The organism is Roseateles violae (assembly GCF_030410485.1).
GTDB lineage: Bacteria > Pseudomonadota > Gammaproteobacteria > Burkholderiales > Burkholderiaceae_C > Roseateles_D > Roseateles_D violae.
This window is the reverse complement of the sequence record NZ_JAUHHC010000004.1, coordinates 34,673-58,144: the sequence shown is the minus strand read 5'-3', so window position 1 is coordinate 58,144 and position 23,472 is coordinate 34,673. Positions and strand designations below refer to the sequence as shown.

The 23,472-nt window shown below is 69.6% G+C and carries 1 protein-coding gene (running past one end of the window); it reads right to left on the bottom strand.

The features are described from left to right. Positions 1-30 precede the first annotated feature (30 nt). On the bottom strand, positions 31-23,472 hold the 3' portion of the coding sequence (locus QWJ38_RS14615) for an Ig-like domain-containing protein (protein WP_290359847.1). 19,374 nt of this gene lie beyond the right edge of the window; only the last 23,442 of its 42,816 coding nucleotides appear in the window; its start codon lies off the right edge, out of view — the gene reads right to left on this strand; its stop codon occupies positions 31-33.

The following is a 23,472-nucleotide window of genomic DNA, read 5'->3' as shown; positions in this document are numbered from 1 at the left end:
TCTTGGGATCGGCTGAAGCGAGGGGAAGGTTCAGGGTTCGATGCGCCAGCGGTTGACCGCGGCCGGCTTGTCGTCCAGCCAGGCGGCCAGCCAGCCGGCGGCGGGCTCGTCCTCGCCGGCCGTGGGCGTCCCGACGCGGCCGGGCTCCAGGCGCAGGCGGATGTCGGCGGCATCGTCGCGGCGCGGGCGGCCGTCCAGGGCCAGCATGGCCGCGCCGCCGAGCCCGCCGGTGGCGAACCAGGCCGCCTCGAGCGCGCCGGGCGCCGGATCGAGCGGCGCCTGGCCCAGCAGGGCCGGACGCTTGACGCTCATGCGGGCCTTGAAGGCGCTGCCCGGCTGGCCGTCGTCGTTGCCGTCCAGCACCTCGCCGTCCACGCTGATGAAGCTGCCGCCATCGGTGCGCAGCGTGATGCTGAACTCGCCGTCCGGCAGCAGGCCGCCCTCGGGCACGAACAGGAAGCCGGCGCCGTCCGGATCGACCACCAGGCGGCCGGCCAGCTCGCGGCCGTTCAGCAGCACGACGATGTCGCGGTTGAGCAGGCCCACCGACAGCGGCGCGCCCTGGGCCAGCGCGCGCAGGTCCAGCGCCTTGTTGAAGCGGACGTGGATGCCGCCGGCGGTCGCGAACAGCTCGCTGACGTAGAGCGCCGGGCGCTGGCCGGCCGAGGTCGGCTGGCTCTCGATCAGCGCGGCGATAGCCTCCGGCGTCAGCGGCTGTGGCAGGTTCTGCAGCGCCGGCGACAGGCTTTCCTGCGTGGCGTGCGCCAGCGGCTGCACATTCCAGTGCACGGTCTGGCCCAGACTGACGATGCCGAAGTCGGCCGCCGCGAGATTGCTGGGCGTGATGCCGATGCGCAGCGGATCGAGGCCGCCCGGCTGCGGACGGTTCGTCACCGGGCCGAGGGCGAAGCCGGGCGCCGGCTGCGGCGCGGGCGCCGGCTGCGGCGCGGGCGCCGGCTGCGGCACGGGCGCCGGCTGCGGCACGGGCGCCGGCTGCGGCACGGGCGCCGGCTGCGGCACGGGCGCCGGCTGCGGCGCGGGCGCCGGCTGCGGCACGGGCGCCGGCTGCGGCACGGGCGCCGGCTGCGGCACGGGCGCCGGGGCCGGCGGCGGTGCGGTCGAGACCGGCTGCACTTCGAGGGCCGGCCCGGCAAAGACATAGCTGCCGTCCTCGTCGCTGACCAGCAGACGGATCTGCACGCCGCTCATGGCTGCCTGGTAGACATGGCTGGCCGAGCGGGCCGAGTTCGCCAGCTGCTGCACCTGACCGTCGCCCCAGTCGATGGCCAGCGCCGAGACGCTGTCCAGCCCCGGATCGGCCAGCGCGAAGCCGAGCGTGTAGGGCTGGCCGGCCAGCACGCTGGCGGCGCCGCTGAAGCTGGCGCTGGGCGCCACATTGCGGACATGGACGAGGAACTGCCGCTCGGCAAAGGCGCCCTGAGCGTCGCTGACGCGGGCGACGAAGACGGCGTCGCCCGCACCATCGGGCGCGCGCCAGCCGATGCGGCCCTGGGCGTCGATGCTGGCGCCGGCCGGCGCCTCGCGCAGCGTGTAGAGCAGCGGGCCGGCCGAGTCGATGTCGCTGGCATCCAGCTGCACGAGCAGGTTGCCGCCCTCGTCGATCGTCTGCTCGGCCGGCGCCTGCAGCAGCGGCGCATCGTTGACCGGCGTGACCGTGATCGCCACCCGGGCGATGCCGCTGTTCGCAAGGCCGTCGCTGACTCGGTAGCTGAAGCCGTCGCTGCCGAAGAAGTCGGCGTCCGGCGTGTAGCTGAAGCTGCCATCGGCCTGGGCCTGCAGCCGGCCATGGGCGGGCGCGCTGAGCAGCTCCACCGTCAGGCTGCGGCCGGGCGCGGCACGGTCGTTGGCGCGCGGATCGAAGCGTAGGCTGCCGTCCTCGGCCAGGCTCAGCGCGTCGTCGACGGCCAGCGGCGGCTCGCTGACGATCACCGGCCTCACCTCGATGCGCACCGTCGCCGGGGCCGAGAGCAGGTCACCATCGCTGAGCTGGTAGCTGAAGGCGTCGCTGCCCGCATACCCGGCGGCCGGCGTGTAGCGCAGCCGGCCGTCGGCCTGCAGCTCGACGCTGCCATGGGCCGGCGCGCCCAGCAGGATGACCGTCAGTGGGCCGCCCTCGGCATCGCTGTCGTTGGCGCGAACGTCGAAGACGATGGCCTGGTCCTGCGGCGTCGTCAGCGCATCGTCGACGGCGACCGGCGCCTGGTTGACCGGCGGCGGCAGGGCCGTCACCGTGATCCTGACGGTGGCCGGTTCCGAGGCGAGCAGGCCGTCGCTGGCGGTGTAGCTGAAGCTGTCGCTGCCGACGAAGCCGGCCTCGGGCGTGTAGACGAAGCGGCCGTCGGGCGCCACGCTCAGGCTGCCATGGGCCGGGCCGCTGACGATACGGGCCGTCAGCGGATCGCCGTCGGCGTCGCTGTCGTTGGCCAGCAGATCCAGCGCGACGGCCTGGCCCTGACGGGTCGTCGCCGCATCGTCCAGCGCCTGCGGCGCATGGTTCGGCGCGGCCGTCACCGTGATGCTGACCAGGGCCGGCTGCGAGTTGGCGCGGCCGTCGTTGAGCTGGTAGCTGAAGCTGTCGGCGCCGACATAGCCGGCCAGCGGCGTGTAGAGCAGGCTGCCGTCGGCCTGCAGGACAACGCTGCCATGGGCCGGCGCGCTCAGCACGGTGACCTGCAGCGCATCGCCCTCGGCGTCAACGTCGTTGGCGCGCACGTCGAAGCGGACCGCTTCGTTGGCGCCGGTGCTGACGCTGTCCGGATTGGCGACCGGCGCCGTATTGGCCGGGCCGCCGGCCGGCGTGACGGTGATGCTGACCGTGGTCGGCTCCGACCAGCCGATGCCGTCGAAGACGCGGTAGCCGAAGACGTCGCTGCCGCTGAAGCCGGCAGCGGGCGTATAGCTCAGGCGGCCATCGGCCAGCAGCGCGACCTGGCCATGGGCCGGATTGCCGAGCAGCTCGATGCTCAGCGCGTCGCCGTTGGCGTCGCTGTCGTTGGCGCGCGGGTCGAAGATCAGCGGCGTGTCCTGGGCGGTGAAGACCAGGTCCGGTCGGGCCACCGGTAGCGCGTTGCTGGGCAGCGCGTCCTCGAAGCGCACATCGTCGATGACCACGCGGCTGCCCTGGGCCCCGAAGCCGAGCAGGTCGAAGTACAGCGACAGGCCCTGCGACAGATCGGCGCTGCCCAGCGCGATGCTGACCCGGTAGGGGCCGCTGGCCGGCGGGGCGGCCAGCAGGCGGCCGTCCAGCGCGGAGAAGCGCAGGCCCGAGGCGCGGTAGACCGTGCCGTCGGCCTGCAGATTGAGCACCGCGTCGGTATTGCTGAGGCCGATGCCGCCGAGCAGCGATTGCCGGGTCGCCGGATTGATCAGCGCCACCTCGAAGGCGTCCTGCGGGCCGCCGGCCGCTGCGTCGAAGCCGGCCTGCACGATGGTGAAGCTCAGCACCGTCGCGCCGGTGGGCACGGCGGTGGTCTGCGTGAAGCGCGAGGCGATGGTGGAGGTCTCGGCCAGCACGCCCTGGCCGTTCAGCACCGAGGCCGCGCCGCTGGCGCTCCAGCCGAAGCCGGCCGAGCCGGTGACGGCATTGCTGAAGTCGCCGTTGGGCAGCAGGCCCTCGTTGGCGAGGTCGTGCGAGCCGCCGAGGCTGACCCGCTGGCGCAAACCCGAGGCCACCGCGCCGGCACGGGCCGCGGCCACGATCTGCGCGTCCAGCAGCGAGGGCAGGCGGCGCTGGCCCACGCCCAGGCCGACGCTCATCAGGTCGCCCGCGACGGCGCTGCCCGCGAGGTGCTCGCCGCCCGAGATCAGCGCGGCGCTGAAGGTCGCAGTGCGGAAGCTGACCGCGCCGTCGGCGTGGCTGAGCAGGGAGCGGTCGAAGCCGGCGAAGCCCTTCAGGAAGCCCAGCGTGTGGCCAAGCTCATGCGCCAGAACGGTGAGCAGGTCGTAGCGGCCGGCGGCGGGCGAACCGACGGCGCCCTTGAACTCGCTGTCGTCCAGCGGCGTGGGGTCGAGGTACCAGCCATGGCCGTCGGCGTCGAGGTCCAGCACGATTCGACCCTCGGACGGCAGGCCCTCGGCATCCAGCTGCGTGATGAAGGCCTCGCCGAGCTCGCCGGCGGGGAGGTCGGCGAAGGAGATGCGCAGATTGCTCGCCAGCCGGGCGGCGTCGACGCTGTTGAGCGCCTGGCCCCAGAACTCGCCGGCCAGCCGGTTGAGCTCCAGCACCGAGCCCATATCGGGCTGGGTGGCCAGGGCGCCGGCGCCGGACGCGGCCGTGCCCAGGAACTGGCCACCGCCGAGGCGGTAGAGGTAGAGCTCCATGATGCCGCCGACCGGAATGCCCTGGTCGCGGCTGCTCATGATCTGCGCGGCGTCGCGCCACGCCTGCAGCAGGCCGCGCGAGGCCTCGTCCTTGGCCTGCATCAGGCCGTCGACATACTGCATCGGCGTGAAGTTGTTGATATCCGGCTCGTCCATCGCCCAGCGACCCGCGGCCAGCTCGTGCTGGATCTGCGCCATGCGCTCGGGAGCCAGGTAGATCGGATTGCCTGCCGCCGTGAGCGGCACCGCGCGCTTGAGCGGGATGGGCGCCGTCTGGGTCGCTGCCTTGCTGGGCGTGCCCATGAAGGTCGCCTCGGTGGCGTGGCCGGAGATGTCTTTCCAGATCGGCGCCTGGTCGGCCGGCCCGGGAATAGCCGACTTCGCGTTCCAGCTTTCGTGCCACAGGCTGGTGCCGCCGCTGTTCTCGATGATGCTGCGGTACTGGGTGGCGCTGCGCTCGCGTCCCAGCATCGTGCCGGTGCCGTAGTCCATGCGGAACTGCGTGACCGAGCCCGGCTCGCCGATCTTGCTGATCAGCTCCGCGTCCACATAGCCGCCCCAGGGCACGTCCATCGTCGTGTGCGCGCCGTGCAGGAAGGACGGCGTGTGGCCCTGGGCGGCGAGCGTCAGGTTCATGCGGTCGCCCATCGCCAGGATCTCGCTGTTGCTGAGCGAATAGGTCACCAGCCGCTTGTCGGCGTTGACATAGGTCAGCGTGGCGCGCGCGATGTCCTGGTCGCCGCGGTAGAAGTTGCTCCGCATCCAGTTGCCGAACTTCTCGTTCCATGCACCTTCGGTGTTCCAGATGGACTTGAGCAGGCCGCCTTCGCCGGCGATCTTCTTCCCCAGGTTCTCCAGCCCGTCCTTGGGCACCAGGCCGAACAGGGACTTGGCCTTCACCGCCTCCGGCTTGGCTTCGAGGCCCAGCCAGGCGCCGAAGCGGTTGCCTGCCGCCGTCGCGTAGTCGGCCGAGCGCACCTCGACGCGCAGCTTGCCGGTCACCCGGCCGGCTTCGGTCGAGATCGTCATGCCTTCGCGTGCGGCGCGCTCGATCTCGGTCGCGATCGCCAGCTTCTCGCCCTGGGAGGCCGCGCTGGTGGAACCGAATTTCGCCTTCAGCGCTTCCTTGATCTGCTTGACCTTCTCGTCCACCTTGGTGGAGGGCACATCGGGCAGCGCATGTTTGATGCCGGCCAGGCGATCCGCCTCGTCCGCGGCCCGGGTCGCCGCGAGCTTCTCGATCAGCACATGGGCCCGGTTCTGATCGGGCCGCATGCCGTCCACGGTCTTGCGGGCACTGCTCAGCGCCTCATCGGCCTGGTGCATGGCCGCCGAACTGCCGGCCTGGGCGCGGGCCATCTGGGCTTCGAGTTCGGTCTGGCGCACCAGGCCGTTGCTGAGCTTGTCGATCTCGCTCAGCTTGATGCCGGAGCGCTCGGCTGCGCGCACGGCGGCGAGTTCGGCCTCGGTGGCGGCCCGGCCGAACTGGCTGGCCTGGCGCTGCAGGCGCAGCTCGGCCAACTCGGCGCGGCTGGCGGAGCCGAGCTTGGCCAGGCTTTCGCCCAGGTTGCCGACGCCCTTGGCCTTGCTGACCAGGCTGGTGGCGGCCAGCGGGTCGAGGAAGATGCTGGCGATGTCGGTCGCGGTGCGCGCGGCCTGGGCCGCGTGGCGGTAGCCGGGTGACCACTGGTCGAACACGCCGTCTTCCCATTCGTTGAGCCGCGTGGTCAGGCCCTTGGAGGGCGAGATCATGCTGGGCAGGCTGACGATGGCCTGCAGGAAGTCGCCGCAGGGGCGGGTGAACTTGTCGATGATGGGACCGACGGCCGCGTTGTAGAGCGCCTCGCCGTCGCGCTGCATCTGCGCGTCGCCGATCAGGCGGCCGAAGGCCGACTGGGCCTTGCCGGCCAGGGCGGTGCCGCCCACGCCCACCGCATCGCCGGCGAACCAGACCAGGTCGGCCACGCCGGTGGCGAAAGAGGCGAAGAAGTGGCCCACAGCGACCCCGCCGCCGACCAGGCCCTGGCCGATGGTGTTGGGATCGACCATGTCCTTGGCGGTCTCGACCGCCGGGTTTCCGTATTCGTCCCAGAAGCTGGCGGACAGGCCCGTCGGGTCGAAGCGGGTGATCGGGTCGTTGGCGGCGTAGCGGTAGAGGTTGGCGTCGCCGCCGGCAAAGCCGGACGGATCCTCGCTGATGAAGCGGCCACCCTGCGGGTCGTACCAGCGGGCGCGCAGCTCGTAGAGGCCCAGCGCGGCGTTGAACTCGCGGCCGGTGAAGCTGTAGCGCGGCGCCGCGGCGGCGTTGCTCTGGCTGCTGATCAGGCCGAAGGCGTTGTAGCGCAGATGGTTGAGCAGATCGCCGTCGAGGTCGGTGACGTCGCGCACCGTGCCCAGGTGGTCGGCCAGCGACCAGCTGAAGCTCGCGCCATGGCGCTCCATCAGCACCTGGTCGCTGCGGCTGCCGTAGAGGAAGGACTGCAGCACCGTGCCGGCGCCGTTCAGCACCAGGGCGACCTGACTGCCGTCGTTGAACAGGTGTTCGGTGACGGCCGCGCCCGCAGCGGCGCCGTCCGCGTCCTCGCTGCGGCTGATGCGGCGGTCGAAGGCGTCGTAGCGGAAGGCCTCGTTGTGAATGAGCTCGCCCTGGGCCGTGCTGATGGTGGCAGCGACCAGGCGGTTGCGCTGGTCCCAGCTGTAGCGGGTGACGAGGCCGGTGGCGGTCTCGCTGCGCGTCAGGCGGTTGCCTTCGGCGTCGTAGCTGTAGCTGTAGCGCTCGTCGCTGAGCACGCGGTTGGCCGTGCCCGTCGTCGTGCCGCCGCTGGTCGGGTTGCCGTTGGCGTCGTAGCCGAAGGACTCGTCGGGCTGGAAGCTGAAATCGACGCCGGTCAGCTGGCCGCGGGCGTCGTAGCTGTATTGCGTGCTGCCGTCGCTGCTGCTGGTGGACAGCAGGCGGCCGGCCAGGTCCCAGCTATGGACGATGTCGTTGATCGTGCCGCCGGCATTGGCATGCTTGATCTCCAGCACGCGGCCGGCCTCGTCCCAGGTATAGCGCGTGGTGACGGCGGCGCTGCCGCTGGCCCCGACGAAGCGGTCCACGGCCAGGGTCTGGCCGATGGCGTCGTAGGCGATCGTCACGCGCGCACCCACACCGGCAGCGCTGCCGGACTGGCTGACCTGGGTCAGGCGACCCAGCGCGTCGTAGACCCGGCTGGTGCTCAGCAGGTTCTGGCCGTTGACCTGCTGGACCGCGCTGGTCTGGCGGCCGGCGTCGTCGTAGCCGTAGACCGTCAGCTCGTGCGGCTGGCCGCTGCTGCCGGCGTTGTCCTGGCTGAGCAGGCGGCCGGCAAGGTCGTAGCTGTAGCTGTAGCTTGCGTCGGGATCGCTGACGCTCAGCAGCTGGCCGGCGGCGTCGTAGCTGCGCGTGATCGTGCGCGTGGCCTGGCCCTGTGCGTCCAGCCACTGTTCGCTGCTGCGGCGGTTCAGGGCGTCGTAGCCATAGCTGCTGACCCGGCCGAGCCGGTCTTTCTGCGACACCAGATTGCCAACCGCGTCGTAGTCGAAGCTGCTGCTGGCGCCGAAGGGATCCATTTCGACGACGCGTCGGTTCAGCGCGTCGTAGGCGTAGTCGGTACGGTAGTTGTTGGCGTCGGTGAAGGAGGCCAGGTTGCCGCGGCTGTCGTAGCTGTAGCGGGTCACGCCGTTCAGCGGGTCGGTCTCGGTCAGCAGGCGGTTCAGCGCGTCGTAGCTGCGCGTGCTCACCTGGTTCAGCGGGTCGGTGCTGCTCAGCAGGTTGCCGGCCGCGTCATAGCTCCAGCGGGTGACGGCCGCGGCCTGGCCGCCGACGCCGTCCGGGTCGGGTTCGGTATGGGCGATGCGACGGTTCAGGTCGTCGTAGATATCCGTGCGCACATGGCCCAGCGCGTCGGTCGTCCTGACCCGGTTGCCCACCGCGTCATAGGCCATGCGGGTCACCCCGTCGAGCGCATCGGTGACCGTGATATTGCGGTTCAGCGCGTCGTACTCGTAGCGCGTGACCTTGTTCAGCGCATCGGTCGTCGCAAGGACATTGCCCACTGCGTCGTAGTCGCGGCGGGTGACGTGGTTCAGCGGGTCCCTTGTACTGACCAGGCGGTCGAGATTGTCATAGGCGAAGAAGGTGCTTCGGTTCAGCGCGTCGGTGGAGGACGTGATATTGCCCACGGCGTCGCGCTGCACGCTGCTCACGCCGTTCAGCGCATCGGTGACGCTCTTGACGCGGTTGAGCGCGTCGTAGGCGGTGGTGGTCCTGCGGTTCAGCGCGTCGGTGACGCTGGTCCGGTTGCCATTGGCGTCGTAGCCGAAGCGGGTGACGGGCGCGGTCTGCGCGCCGCTGCTGCCATCCGGGTCTGGCTCGGTGACGCTGACGAGGCGGTACAGCGCGTCGTAGGCATAGCTCGTCACCTGGCCGGCCTGGTCGATGCTGGCGACGCGGTTGCCGGCCTTGTCGTAGACGCTGCGCGTCACCTGGTTCAGCGCATCGGTCACGCTGGTATTGCGGTCCAGCAGGTCGTAAGCGTAGCGGGTCGTGCGGTTCAGCGGGTCGGTGATGCTGGTGACGTTGCCGACGGCGTCGTAGATGACGACGGTGGCCGGCGCGGTCTCGGGGCCGCTGCCGTCCGGATCGGGCTGCAGCATGCCGATGCGGCGGTTCATGCCGTCGTAGGCGTAGTGGGTCTTGCGGCCCAGCGCGTCGGTCTGCGTGACCAGGTTGCCGACCGCGTCGTAGACCATGGACATCACGCCGTTCAGCGCGTCCCTGACGGCCACGGTGCGGCCCAGCTTGTCGTACTCGGTAAAGCTGCTGCGGTTCAGCGCGTCGATGCGTTCGATCTCGCGGCCGTTGGCGTCGTAGCGGAACTGCGTCACCGGCGCGGCCAGCGGGCCGTTGGCGCCGTCGGGATCCGGCGCGGTCACGCTGACCAGGCGGTCCAGCGCGTCATAGCTGCGCAGGGTCACGCGACCGGCGGCGTCGGTGCTGCGGGTCATATTGCCGACGGCGTCGTAGGCAACGCTGCTGCTCTGGTTCAGCGCATCGGTCGTCGTGACGCGGCGGTTCAGTTCGTCGTAGCCGAAGCTCGTGACGCCGTTCATCGCGTCGGTCACCGACACGATATTGCCCGCCGCGTCATAGGCGTAGCGCGTCACCGGTGCGGTCTGGCTGCCGCTGCCGTCCGGGTCGGGGCGCGTGCTGCTGAGCAGGTGGCCCAGCCTGTCGTAGGCGTAGCTGGTGGCGTTGCCCAGCACATCGGTGCTGAGCAGCAGGCGCCCCACCTCGTCGTAGGCCAGCGTGGTGGTCTGGCCGGCGGCGTCGACGATCTCGATGCGGCGGTTCAGCGCGTCATAGCCGTACTGCGTGACGCGGCCGAGCGCGTCGGTACGGCGCAGCAGATTGCCGGCGGCGTCATAGGAAAAGCGGGTCTCCGAGGCGCTCTGGCCGCCGGCGCCGTCCGGGTCGGGGGCCATGATGCCGGTGACACGGCCGAGGGCGTCGTAGGCCGTCTTCGTCACGCGCCCGAGCGCATCGGTCACCGAGGTGACGCGGCCCGCGGCGTCGTAGCCGGTTAGCATGACGCCGTCCAGCGCGTCGGTCATCTTGACGGCGCGGTTGCGCTCGTCGTAGGCGTAGCGCGTGACGGCGCCGACGGCGTCGGTCATCGACAGCAGATTGCCCACCTCATCGTAGGACATCAGGCTGACCGGCGCGGCCTGGCCGCCGTTGCCGTCCGGGTCCGGTTGATGGACCTCGATGGCGCGGTCCAGCGCGTCGTAGACGCTGACGGTGCGCCGGCCGACGGCGTCGGTCATCGACAGCAGATTGCCCACCTCATCGTAGGACATCAGGCTGACCGGCGCGGCCTGGCCGCCGTTGCCGTCCGGGTCCGGTTGATGGACCTCGATGGCGCGGTCCAGCGCGTCGTAGACGCTGACGGTGCGCCGGCCGAGCGCGTCGGTGGACGCCACGATATTGCCGACCTTGTCGTACTCCAGCGTCCACTCGCCGTTGCGGGCGTCGATGGTCTTCACCTCGCGACCGAGCTTGTCGTAGACATGGGTGGTGACGCGGTTGAGCGCGTCGGTGACGGTGAGCACATGGCCCATCGCGTCATAGGTATAGCTGGTGACCGGCGCGGCCTGCGGGCCGCCGCTGCCATCGGGGTCGGCATCGGTGATGCTCAGCACGCGGCCCTGGGCGTCCAGCGTGTACTTGCTGCTGCGCCCGCTCTCGTCGATGTTCTCGACGATGCGACCGGCCGCGTCGTAGCGCAGCGTGGAGGTCTTATTCAGCGCATCGATGCGGTCCACGCGGCGGTTCAGCGCGTCGTAGCTGAAGCTCGTCGTGTTATTGCGAGGATCGGTGCTGCTGAGCAGATTGCCTTCGGCGTCGTAGACCAGGCGCGTCAGCGGCGAGGTCAGCGGGCCGCCGCCGTCGGGATCGGCCTCGCTGATGGTGACGAGACGGCCCAGCAGGTCATAGCTGCGCGTCGTCTTGGCGCCGGTCTCGTCGGTGCTGGACAGCATATGGCCGACGGCGTCGTAGCTCTGCGAGCGGCTCGTGCCGTCGGCAAAGCGGATCGCGGTCTGGCGGTTCAGCGCGTCATAGTCGTACTCGGTCCTGTGCGTCAGCGCGTCGGTGATGGCGACGAGCCTGCCCGCCGCGTCATAGCTGAACGTGGTGATGGGACCGACGCCGCTGCCACCGGCCGGGTCCGGCTGGGTGATCTGGATGCGGCGGTCCTGGCCGTCGTAGAGGTAGCTGGTCTTGCGGCCTTCCTCGTCGGTGGAGGCGACGAGGTTGCCGACCTTGTCGTAGACCATCGTGGTCAGGCCGTTCAGCGCGTCCTTGCGCGTGATCTGGCGGTTCAGATCGTCGTAGCCGAAGGTCGTGGTGTTGCCGCGCGCGTCGACGACGGCGATGAGATTGCCGACCGCGTCGAAGACGGTCTCGGTCTTGGAGGCCGGCGAGCCGCCGCCTGGCAGGGTTTCGCTGACGCGGCGATTCAGCGCGTCATAGACGTAGCTGGTCTTGTGCCCCAGCGGGTCGGTCAGCGATTTCAGATTGCCGACGTTGTCGTATTCCCAGCGCGTCTCGCCGTTGAGCGCGTCGGTCATCAGCAGGCGACGGCCGACCTTGTCGTACTCGTAGCTCGTCGAGTGGTTCAGCGCATCGGTGACATGGGTCAGATTGCCGACCTTGTCGTAGGCGTACTTGCGCACCGGCGTGGTCTGCTGGCCGTTGCTGCCATCCGGGTCGGGCAGGGTGCTCTGGGTGAGGCGGTTGAGCTTGTCGTAGACATTGACCGTGGTCGCGCCCAGCGCGTCGACCAGTTTCACGACATTGCCGTTCTCGTCGTAGCTGCGGCTGATCGTTCCGTTCAGCGCGTCGGTGGTCTTGAGCAGGCGGCCCAGCGCGTCGTAGGCATAGCTGGTCTTGTGATTCAGCGCATCGGTCACCGAGACCACCCGGCCGGCCGCGTCATAGACCGTGGTCGTCACCGAGGGCAGTTGCGCGCCGTTGCCGTCCGGGTCGGGCAGGGTGATGCTGATGCGCCGGTTCAGATTGTCGTAGCCGTACAGGGTCTCGCGGCCCAGCTCGTCGCCGGACTTGATCAGATTGCCGGCCGCGTCGTAGCTCCAGGTCTTGACGCCGCCCAGGGCGTCGGTCTGGCGCACCGGGCGGTCGCGCAGGTCGTACTCGGTGACGCTCTTGCGGTGCAGCGCATCGAAGCTCGCGATCAGATTGCCGACCGGGTCGTAGACGGCCGCCGTGATGCCATGCAGCGCATCCTCGGTTTCGAAGAGGCGGTTCATCGCGTCGTAGCGGTACTGCGTGAGCTGGTTGTTCGCGTCGGTCGTGCTGGTCCTGTTGTTGGCGCCGTCGTAGCTGTGGCTGGTCTTCTTGCCGTTGGCGTCGGTCTCGGTGATCAGGCGGCCGCGCTCGTCGTAGCTCAGACGGGTGGTGTGACCTTCCTCGTCGGTGATGGCGCTGACCAGATTGGCGCGCTGGTACTCGTAGCTCTTCTCGCCCTGCAGCGCGTCGGTCTGCTTGACGAGGCGGTTGCGCAGGTCGTAGCTGTATTCGGTGCTGTTGTTGCGGCCGTCGGTCAGCTTCTTCAGATTGCCGCTGAGGTCGTACTCGCGCGTCGTGGTGTGGCCCTCGCGGTCCACGGTGCTGGTCAGGCGGCCCAGCTGGTCGTACGTCATCGTCGTGACGGCGCCCAGCTCGTCGGTCTGGGTGAGCATATTGCCCGCCGCGTCGTACGTGCTGCTGCGCGTGCTGGGCGTCTGCGGGCCGCCGCCGTCCGGATCGGCCGTGCGCGTGGACACCAGGCGGTTCATCGCGTCGTACTTGTATTCGCTGCGGTGGCCCAGCTCGTCCACCATGGCCGAGATATTGCCGGCCAGGTCGTACTCGTAGGTCTTGAAGCTGGTGTCCGGGTAGCGGACCTTGGCCAGCCGGCCCTGCGCGTCGTAGAAATAAGCCGTCTGGCGGCCCAGCGCGTCGGTCTGCGTTGACAGCATGCCCTGCGGCAGATAGCTGTACAGCGTCTGCGTGCCGTCGGCCCAGGTCGTGCCGATATTGTTGCCCTTGGCGTCGATCTGGTAGTGGGTCGTGTGGCCGAGCGCGTCCGTCGTGCTGGTCAGGCGGTTGAACTTGCCGTCGTAGCTGAAGCTGCTGGTGCCATAGGCGTCGGTCAAGGTCAGGCGGTTGCCACGGCTGTCGTAGCTGGACTCGGTGAAGCCGCCGCCGATATTGCCGGTCTTGATGACGTTGCCGGCCGCGTCGCGGGTGTGGTTCAGGTATTCGCCCAGCGAGTCTTCGGCCCGCAGCGTGCGGCCATGCTCGTCCATGGTCTCGATGCGGACGTTGCCGTTGGCCGACTTCATCGTCGCCGTGAAGGTATCGATCTTCTTCGCCTGGGCCTGGGCCGGGCTGGCCTTGTCGATGCTCAGGGCCGGATCTGTCAGGCCGTTCAGCTGCCAGGGCGTCAGTTCGGTGCTCGAGCCGTCCGCGCGCTCCACCTTGCTCAGCCGGCCGCTGACCTCGTCGTAGATGTGCAGGTCGGTGGCGCCCAGCTTGCTGGTTGACGTGGTCAGGTGGCCCAGCGCGTCGTAGCCGAAGCTATTGAAGGACTGGTCGGGGTCGATGACCTTGACCAGGTCCTTGCCGCTGTAGACCAGCTTGGTGATGCGGCCGGCCGGGTCGGTGATGCTGGTGACCTGCTTGCCGCTGTAGCCGAACTCGGTCTTCAGGCCGACCGGGTCGGTGATGCGGGTCAGATTGCCGGCGGCGTCGTAGTCGTATTTGGTGGCGTTGCCGTAGCGGTCGGTCACCTTGATCAGGTGTCCGGGCAGGGTCTTGCCGGTCGCCGGGTCCTTTGTCGGCGCGGAATAGGTGTAGACCGTGCCGTCCTCCAGCGTGCGCTCGAACTCGCCGTTGGCGTTTTTCTTCAGCGTGACCTGGTTGTCCTCCGCGCCGCGGTAGAGGTCCTGCGACTCGGTCACGCAGGTCGAGCTCTGCAGTTCCGGCGTCTCGATATGGTCGTAATGCTGGGCATTGCCATTGCCGTCGCTGATGGTGACGCCGCCGTCGGCGTCCACCTTCAAGGTCTGCAGCCCTTGCAGGCTCCAGCCGCGGCCGAAGGCGCTGTCGATGCCATTGGTGTTCAGCCGCGTGCCATTGCTGATGCGGTCCTTGCCGCCCAGCTTGGCCGTCACCGTGTAGTAGACATTGCCGGCCGGCAGCGTGCTGAAGTCCACCATCATCGCGGCCGTGATGACGTTCTGGCCGGGGTTGATCTTCCAGTACTGGGTGGCGGTCGTGACGCTCGTGCCGTCCTCGCCGGTGGCGGTGATCTGCACCGCCATGATCAGCTTGCCGTCGGGGCTCAGCTCGTCGGCGCGCGCATGCGGTCGGTAGGCATCGAGCTCGGCGGCCAGGCCCTCGAAGCTGAAGTTGATGATCTGGCGCGGATCGGCGGCCAGCGAGTCGTAGTTCAGCATCAGCTGCTGGGTCTGGCCCAGCGACTGGTAGGACACCAGCGCATGCGTCTCGTTGACGACGCCGCTGTCCATCTGGACCGTCGAGCCCACCTGATCCGGCGGGCAGTTCTGCGGGTCGCCGACGATGGCGTCCAGCAGGTCCTTGACGCCCATATCGTTGCGGTCGTTCAGCGCGCTGCTGCGGCCGAAGTCGAACTGGTTGACGATGCGCGGACCCGGCGCCACCTCGGTCGGGTGCGAGGACAGGCCCTGGGCCGCGCCGCCGGTCGCGAACGGTGCATTGGGCGAGAGCTGCACGCCCGGCGGCACGCCGGCCGTGTAGGGCAGCTTGGAGACGATGTTGTTGTTGGCGTCCCAGGTGACCAGGTACCAGTTGCCCTTGGCGTCGCGCCAGTAGGGCAGCACCGTGTTCTGCGCATCGATGTAGTGGCCGAAGCCGTCCATCACATAGGGCACGCCGAAGCTGTACTCGCCGCGGGCGAAGCTGGCGCCGATCACGCGGTAGTCGGCCTTGATGTCGATCGCGGTGTTGTAGCCCTGCAGATCCTCCTGCAGCGGCAGCAGTTCGGCGTTGTCGGTCAGCTGCTCGATCGGGAAGCGCGACATGCGCAGCTTCTGGCCGGCGGTGAGCGTGCTGTTGTTGTAGATCGCCTCGACCTGGCCGATCAGGTTGACCAGGTTGTAGGCCATCACCGCGCCGGTGCTGCGCCGCACGCCGCCGGGCACGCTGGGGTCGGGAATGACGACGTCGACGCCGCGGAAGGCCGCGAACAGGTAGTTGTAGCCGGAGGCCAGGGCCAGGTTGTCGAGCACGCCGATCGGGATCGGCGTCGTCGCCGCCAGCAGCTCGCCGGCGCGGACGACGCCGATATTGCTGCCGCTGGGCTGGCCGCTGCCGGGCGCGGTCAGTGCGTAGTCGGGGTCGGAGGAGGGGATGCCCTGCTGATAGCGGTTGTAGCCGGCCACCAGCATGTACTCCGGATGCGCATGGCCCAGCACGCTCTTGAAGGTGTCGGCCGGAATGACGATGACGTCGCTGGCGTTGTTGACGTCAAAGCTGTTGTTCGTGCCGCCCAGGGTCAGGCCCTCGGGGCCCAGCAGCGCATGGGGCGTGCCGAAGGGCGTCGCGCTGAGGTCCTTGACGTCGATATAGCTGACCGCGTCCTCGTTGTCGAAATAACGGTTGGTGAAGAGGATGCGGTCGGCGCTGCCCGAGTTGCGCAGCGCATAGGTCTCCTCGCCGGTCGGGATCGCGCCCAGCACTTCCCAGAAATGCTTGGGATTGTGGTTGGGATTCTCCGGACGATCGGCCGCATCGACATTGATCACGTAGATGGCGCTCTTCTCGAAGCCGGTGATCGGCTTCTCGTAGCCGGTGCGGTTCGGCGCGGCAACGTAGAGGCGCTTGCCGTCCTCGCTGACGATCAGCTCGCGTAGGCCGAAGGGCGCCACGCCGACGTCGATGGTCTTGAGGTACTGGTTGAAGGTGGGCGAGTTCGGATCGATGTCGACCACATAGATCAGGCCATGGCCCAGGATACCGCCGCCCTGCGGATCTTCCTCGCTCACATAGGCGTAGCGGTTGGCCGGATCGAGCGCGACCCAGAAGGGGCGCGAGCCGGCGGGCAGCTTGATGATGGTGCTGCCCGGATCGTTCTCGTCCTTGATCTTGACCTGCTGCATCGCGATCAGGTCGACCACGGCCAGGCCGTTGCGGCCGCCCGGATTGCCGGAAACGCTCACATAGGCGCGCGTGTGGTCGGCGGTCAGCGCGGTGTCGCGCGGGTAGGTGCCGACCGGAATCGTCGCCACCAGTTGCAAGGCGGCGGTCTGGCCGGCCAGGCCGGGCGCGCTCGGATCGCCCTGGGTGTAGACACCGACCTGGCCCAGCGTGCGCAGCGCCGAGACCACATAGCTGCCCGGCGCCGGCAACTGCTCGGGCAGGCTGATATAGGCCCGGTCCAGCGGCTTGACCGTGCCGGTGCACTCGTCCCATTGAGGCACCTGGTCGATGCGGGCGACCGAGACCTTGGCCAGGCCCAGGATGATGGACTGCGGCACCTTGATCGCGATGTGCTCGATGCCGTCGGCATCGGTCGTGACGCCGCCGACCAGATCGCCGATCTCGGTGCGGCCGTTCTGCTGGAACATCACCTTCAGCTCGGAGCTCAGCGTGCCGGCCGGGCCGCTGGCGAAATGCAGGCCCGCCAAGGTCAGCAGCGGCTGCATCTGGCCGTTGACATTGCGGAACTCGAAGCCGCGCGCCAGGATCACCGGCGACTCCGGCACGGCCGAGGCGGGCTGGTTGACGACCGCCTGGAAGGTGGTGACGGCGCCCGGGTTCAGGTGCACGCCCACCGGCGTGACGATGGGCAGGCCCTGGACCGGGATGGCGACGATGTGCAGCTGGCTGACGTTGAAGCTGACCGCGATCGTCGGCGCATAGGTGGCGATGCCGCCTATGCCCGGGGCCGAGATGAAGGGGATCATGCCGACCGGCAGGTTTACCGTCAGGATGCCCTGGGCCAGGCTGACGTCGGAGCCGGCCTTGCCCAGCATCCAGATGCCGGTGTTGAGCACGCCCGGCCAGGGCGGCGAGCTGGTGCGGGCGATATGGTCGAGGCCGACGACGGCCACCTCGTTCTGGAACCACTTGCCTTCCATCTGACCCTGCTCGTTGGGCAGGGCGCCGGCGCGGAACAGGTACAGGCGCGTGCCGGCCGGCACCTCGTCGGGCACCCGGACCGCAAACTGCGCCGGGTTGTCCAGGGTCTCGCCGCCGAGGTCGATATTGAAGGCGCCGAGGAAATCGAAGCCCTCGGGCACGGCCATCGGCAGCGTCGACCGCTCGACCCGCTCGATCGACACCGTGCGCGGCGCGTCCATCGAATTCGGCGCGATCGTCAGCACGGCGCCGTCCGGCGTCGCCACCGCACCGCCCAGCGTGCCCATCGTCGCGCTGCCGATATCGGGCGCCCGTACATGCACCGGCATGCGGAACTCGGCGCCGTTGTAGACGATGGCGACCTCGCTGTCGCCCTCGGCCAGCGCATGCATGACGCCGGCGGCGTCCACGCTGACAACCTGGCTGTTGCCCGCCACATAAGCGGTCTGGGTCGTCACCTCGGCGCCGCCCTCGACCTTGACCGTCAGCGGCTTGTAGCCGATGCCCGGCACCAGCGTGATCGCATGCGGGTAGACGTCCAGGCCGCTGAAGAGCTGCAGGTTTTCGAAGGGATTGGGCTGGCCCAGCACCAGGGCGGTGGCGGTGGCGATGCTGCCGCGTTGCGCGCTGAGCATCGAGAAGCCCTGGGCCGTCGCGATGACGGCCTGGTTGGCGACCAAGCGGGTCGTCGCCGGATTGCTGATCGACAGCGTCAGGTAGCTGCTGTCCAGCACCACGTCCTGTTGGTCGGCGAAATCGCCGATCAGCGTGGGCAACCAGCGGCCGCCCAGGGCCAGGGTCGGATTGCGCTGGGCGAAGTCCAGCTGCAGCAGCGGTGCATCGCTGACATGGACGGTGATATTGCCGGCGGACGACTGGGTGAAGCCGTCGTCGGCGATGACGGTGAATGTCGCGTCGCCGGCAAAGCCGGCCTCGGGGCGGAACAGCACGCGCGTGCCGTCGCCGGACAGCGTGGCCTGGCCATGGGTGGACGATACGATGCGGAAGCTCAGCGCATCGCCCTCGGGGTCGCTGAGGAAGGAGGCGACCGGCACCTGGCTGAGCAGGTCCACATGGGTGAAGCCGGAGCCGGCGCCTAGGGTCGGGCCCTGGTTGGGCGCGAAGCCGAGGTTGGCGAACAGCAGCTGGGCGTCGGCGGCGTTGATCTGGCCGTCGCGGTTGATGTCGGCGGCGGCGAGGAAAGTGGCCTGGCCGCGGCTCGTGCCGCGCGCGGCCATCAAGACCGCGGCGTCGGCGCCGTCGACCTTGCTGTCGCCGTTGACGTCGCCGGCGGCAAACAGATGCAGCTGGTAGTCGCCCGCGCCGCTGCCGGCGATGCGCAGGGTCTTCAGGCCTTCGGCCGTGATGCGGAAGATCGCGAAGGCGCCCTCGGCATCGCTGCCCGAGACGATGGCCACCGCCCCGTCGATCACCGGCATCGCCGGTGCCAGCGAGCCGCTGGTGGCCTTCACCCGCACGCCCAGCAGCATCGCGCCACCCTGCGGCAGCTGGATCTCGCTGGGCCGCACGGCCAGCGAGTACAGCGCCTCGGCACCGGCGGCCAGCGTGCCGCTGCGGTCCTGGGCGAGGTAGCCGAGCGCCGCGCCGAGGTCGGCGTCGATCACGCGCACGCTGACCCTGTTGCCATAGGCAATCGATTCGCCGCCGCTGCCTGGCGCGGTGGCCAGGGTCAGCAGATGGCTGGCCGGATCGGCATAGCCGTAGCGCTGCGAAGTGCCCGCCGACAGGTCACGCGCCGCGACCAGATTGCCGCCGGCGTCGTAGCCATAGTCGAAGACCCGGCCGTCCGGTGCGGTGACGCGGGTGAGCCGCCCCTGGGCGTCGTTGCTGAAGACGATGCCTTCGCCGTCCGGTGCGGTGACGCCGCTGCCATTGACGTCCAGGTGAACGCCGTCGGCATAGGTGATGCCGGTGACGCCCTGGCCGGTCTGGATGTCCCAGCGCGTGCCGGCCGTGTCGACCAGCGTGTACTGGGCGCGCTGGCCGGCCAGCGAGGCCGGGTTGTAGGCGCTGCCGTCGTCCAGCGAATAAAACTTGCCCGAGGCCTGCTGCAGCGGCAGCTGAGCCGAGAGCAGCTGCCAGCCGACGCCGGCGTCCGCCACCCAGCGCGGCTCGTAATAGGTGAAGCCCTGGCCCGTGACGGCCAGCGGCTGGAAGCTGAAGCCGGCACGGCCGCCGTCGGGCGTGTCGACGAAGACGCGCGTGCCCCAGCGCAGCGGGTTGTAGACGCCGCTGGCCTCGGAGCCGGTGGCGGGCACATCGGCCGTCACATCCAGATCGCGCCAGGCCAGGCGCCAGCCCTTGCCGAAGCTGCCATCCTGGTCCGCGGCGAAGGAGTCGTAGCGGCGCGTGAAGTCCAGTGCATGGCCCGCCAAGCTGGCGCTGAAGTCGCTGCTGCTGCGGGTATAGCGGCCGGTGGCCTGGGCGGCGGCCAGCTCGAAGGCGGTCCTCGCCTCGGCGCTGCGGCCGGCGACGTCGGTGGCCGTCAGGCGCAGCTGGTAGAAGCCGGGTGCATAGCGGGCCGGGTCCAGCGTCGCCAGGGTGCCGGCAAGCGCGGCATTGCCGCCGGCGATGGTCGTGAAGCTGTCGCTGCCGCTGCGGGCGATGGCCAGGGTCCAGCGCTCGAGATTGCTGTCGGCCACGGAGCCGGTGACGGCCAGCGGCGCCGTGATGTGGGCGCCGCCGAGGCCGGTGTCCAGCGCCACGACCGGTGCGTTGTGGTCCAGCGGATCGCGCACGCGCAGCAGCAGGGTGCTGCTGGCCGTGTAGCCGTCGAGGTCGCTGGCGCTGGCCAACAGCTGGTAGATGCCGCTCGCCGGCGCGGTGAAGACCGCGTGGCCGTTGGCGTCCAACGCCAGCGGGGCGCCGTTGACGCTCAGCGTGCGACCGGCCAGTGTCGAGAAGGCATCGGCCAGCACATCGATCGCCACCGGCTGGCCCGGCACGGCCGGGAAGCTGGGCGTGAGCACGATGGTCGGCACCGGGCCGGCCGGCTGGGCGGTGACGCGCAGGGCGAGGCCGCGTTCGACCGTCGTGATGCCGTCGCTGACGCCGACGACGGCCAGGTAGTCGCCGATCTGGCCGGCGGTTGGCGTCCAAGTGATCTGGCCGCTCGTGCTGTTGAAGTCGACGCCGTCGGGCAGGCCGCGGGCGCTGAAGACCAGATTCGTGCCCGCATCGGCATCGCTGGCGACCAGGCGGAACTGCATCGTGTCGCCCAGCGCCACCTGGTGATGGGTGAAGGCCAGCACGGGCGTGCGGTTGACGTTGGCGACATCCACATGGAGGACAAAAGCATCCTGCAGGCCCAGCGGATCGCGCACGGCGAACGGCAGCTCGTAGGCGCCGGCCTGCTCGTAGCCCGGCAGCCAGGTGAAGCTGCCGGTCGCGCGGTCGAACTCGGCCCCCTCGGGCAGCGGCGCCAGCGGCTGGTAAGTCAGCACGTCACCGTCGGGGTCGGCCCCGGTCAGGGTGAAGTTCAGCAGGCGCTGCTCCTGCGTGCCCAGCGGCGGGATGCGCACGATCACCGGCGCCTGGTTGGTGGGCGTGACGGTGATGTCGAACTTTTCGCTGCTGCTCATCGCGCCGTCGGAGACGGTGACCAGCACGTCGCGGTAGATGCCGGCGGAGAAGAAGTCGGTGGCCCAGCGCAGCCGGCCGGCCACCGGGTCGAAGACCGCGCCGGGCGGCGCGTTGGCGATGCTGTAGGTCAGCGTGTCGCCATTGGCATCGCTGGCGGCGAACTGCAGGTCCAGCAGCTGGCCCTCGGCCACGCTGCGATTGCCGATCGGCTGCAGGATGGGCGCGAGGTTCTCGTTGCGCACCGTGATCGCCACCGTCTGCTGGTCGCTGTTGCCGGCGCTGTCGGTGACGATGAAGGTGATGGATGTCGTGCCGGCGTCGGCGGCGGTCGGCGTCCAGCTGAAGACGGCGCTGCCGTACTGGCTGCCCTGGACGAGACTGGCGCTGGCCGGCTTGTCCTTGGCGGTGAAGATGAGCGCATCCTGGTCGAGGTCGCTGGCCTTGACCGTGAACTGCAGCGTCTGGCCGATCAGGGCCACCTTGGGGCCGATGGTGGCCAGCAGCGGCGGCTCGGCGGCCGAGGCGATCTTGACGACGAAGGTCTGCGAGGCCGAGAGCCGGTCCTTGGCGCCGCCCCCGTCGCCGTTGTCGCTGGCCGTCAGCGTGACGATGTAGTCGCCGCGGTCGCGCTCGCCGGGGGTGATGCGCAGATAACCGGTGCCGTTGCCGGTCGAGACGAAGTTGAACAACGGCGTGCCACCATCGGCCCGCGTCGGCTGGCCATTGACCGACACCTCATAGGGCAGGCCGCGCAGGGTGACGGTGAAGACCAGGTCGAGCGGATTGCCGTCGGCGTCGCTCACCTCCACCGGCACGTCGACCGTCTGGCCCTTCTGCACGGTCAGGTTTTCCTGCGCCGGCACCAGCGGCGGCCGGTTCGCGTTCAGCACCGTGATCGGCACGGTCATGCTGGTCGACAGCGGCGTGCCGCTGCCGTCGCCATCGTCGGTGGCGGTGACGACGATGCTGTAGGGGCCGGCCCGGTCATAGCCGGGCGTCCAGTGCAGCGTGCCGGTGAAGGGGTCGAAGCTCGCGCCGTCGGGCAGGCCGCTGACGCTGTAAGTCACGGTCGGCTGCGGTCCTTCCGGCGCCGACAAAGTGCCGTCGGCCAGGCGCACCTGCGGGATGTAGCGCGGGTTGTCCGGATCGACGGCATTCAGCAGCAGGGTCAGGGTCTGGCCCTCCAGCACCGAGGCATTGAGGACCGGCGCGAACACCGGCGCCGCATTGACATTGAGCACCGTGAAGTGGACGGTGCGCTCGACGCTGGTCTCGCCGTCGGAGACGCGGAAGCGCAAGCTGTATTCGGGGGCGCTGTCCAGCGGCGGCAGCCAGTGGAAGGCGCCGGTGTTTGGGTCCAGCGTCGCGCCGGGCGGCAGCAGCTCGGCGGAATAGGTGAGCGTCTGGCTGTCGACATCGCTGGCGCGCAGCGTGAACTGCACCGGATCGCCCTGGCGCACCGTGCGATCGGGGATGCCCAGCAGCACCGGCGGCGCATTGGCCTGGTCGACGATGACGCTCAGCACGCGGGTCACCGTGTTGATGCCGTCGCTGACGGTGAAGCTCAGATCGCGATAGTCGCCGGCGGCGTCATAGCCCGGCGTCCATTCAAAGACGGCGCGCTGGCTGTCGAAGCGGGCACCGGGCGGCAGGCCGTTGGCCGAATAGCTGAGCGGCCGACCCTCGGGGTCGGCGGCGGTGATGGCCAGCGTGAAGGCCTGGCCCTCGATCAGGCGCACGGAGCTCGGCAGGTCCAGCAGCGGCGCGCGGTTGGCGCCCTCGGTCTCGATGACGAAGGCCTGGGTCGCGTAGGCACCGCGGGTGTCGTAGACGCGCAGGACGATGGAGCTCTTTTCGGGGCTGTCGGGCGTGGGCGTCCAGCGCAGGAGACCGGTCGCGGCATCCACTGTCGCGCCTTGCGGGCCCTGCAGCATGACCCAGGTCAGCGCGCTGTGCTCGGGATCTTCGGCCTTGGCTTCGTAGACATAGGGCGTGCCGGCCCGGGCCTGGGTCAGCGGTGCCTGCTGGAAGCTCGGCGTCTGGTTCGGATAGGGCAGGGCATAGACGCCGGCGCCGATCTCGACCCGCTGGCCCAACGGGTTGTTCAGCTTGATCGTCGTCAGCTGCGTCGACGCGCCGCGCGCGAACACGCCGCCGGGCAGGCCGGTGCCCAGGTCGAGCAGCCACAGGCCGTTGGCCCCGCTGGTCGCGCCGGCGACCGAGCCGGCGAAGTAGCGCGAGGGGTCCAACACCAGCAGCAGCGGCACCTTGAGGTCGTAGTCGCTCTTGTTCGTGACCTTGACGTCGAAGGACAGGGTGCCGCTGGCGCGGTCGGAGCGGGTGGCGAGGAACTGGATGTCCAGCAGGGTCGAGAAGTCCGACACCGCGGTGAAGGCGACCTGGTGCGGGGCGGCCATCTCCAGGCCGACCGCCGAGCGGATGCGCTTGGCGATGGTCAGCGTGTAGTTGCCGCCGTCGGGCGACTCGAAGCGCAAGGTCACCGTGCGGCTGGCCGGGTCATAAGCCAACGAAGCGATCGTGACGGCCTTGCCCGTGTCATCGACGAGGTGGTAGTTGGCGACGTTGGTAACCGAGGCGAGGTCGCCGTCGCTGCCGACGCGCATATCGTGGTCGAAGGTGACGGTCAGGCTGCTGAGCGGCAGCGCGACGATGGCGCCGGCGGCCGGACTGGTGCGCAGCACGGCCGGGGCGACCAGGGGGGCCAGCACGTCGACCTGGCTGCCATTGGCGATCAGCAGGCGACCGTCGTCGGTGGCCAGCAACTGCTCGGCGCTGGGGCCGCCTTGGGCGACGGCCAG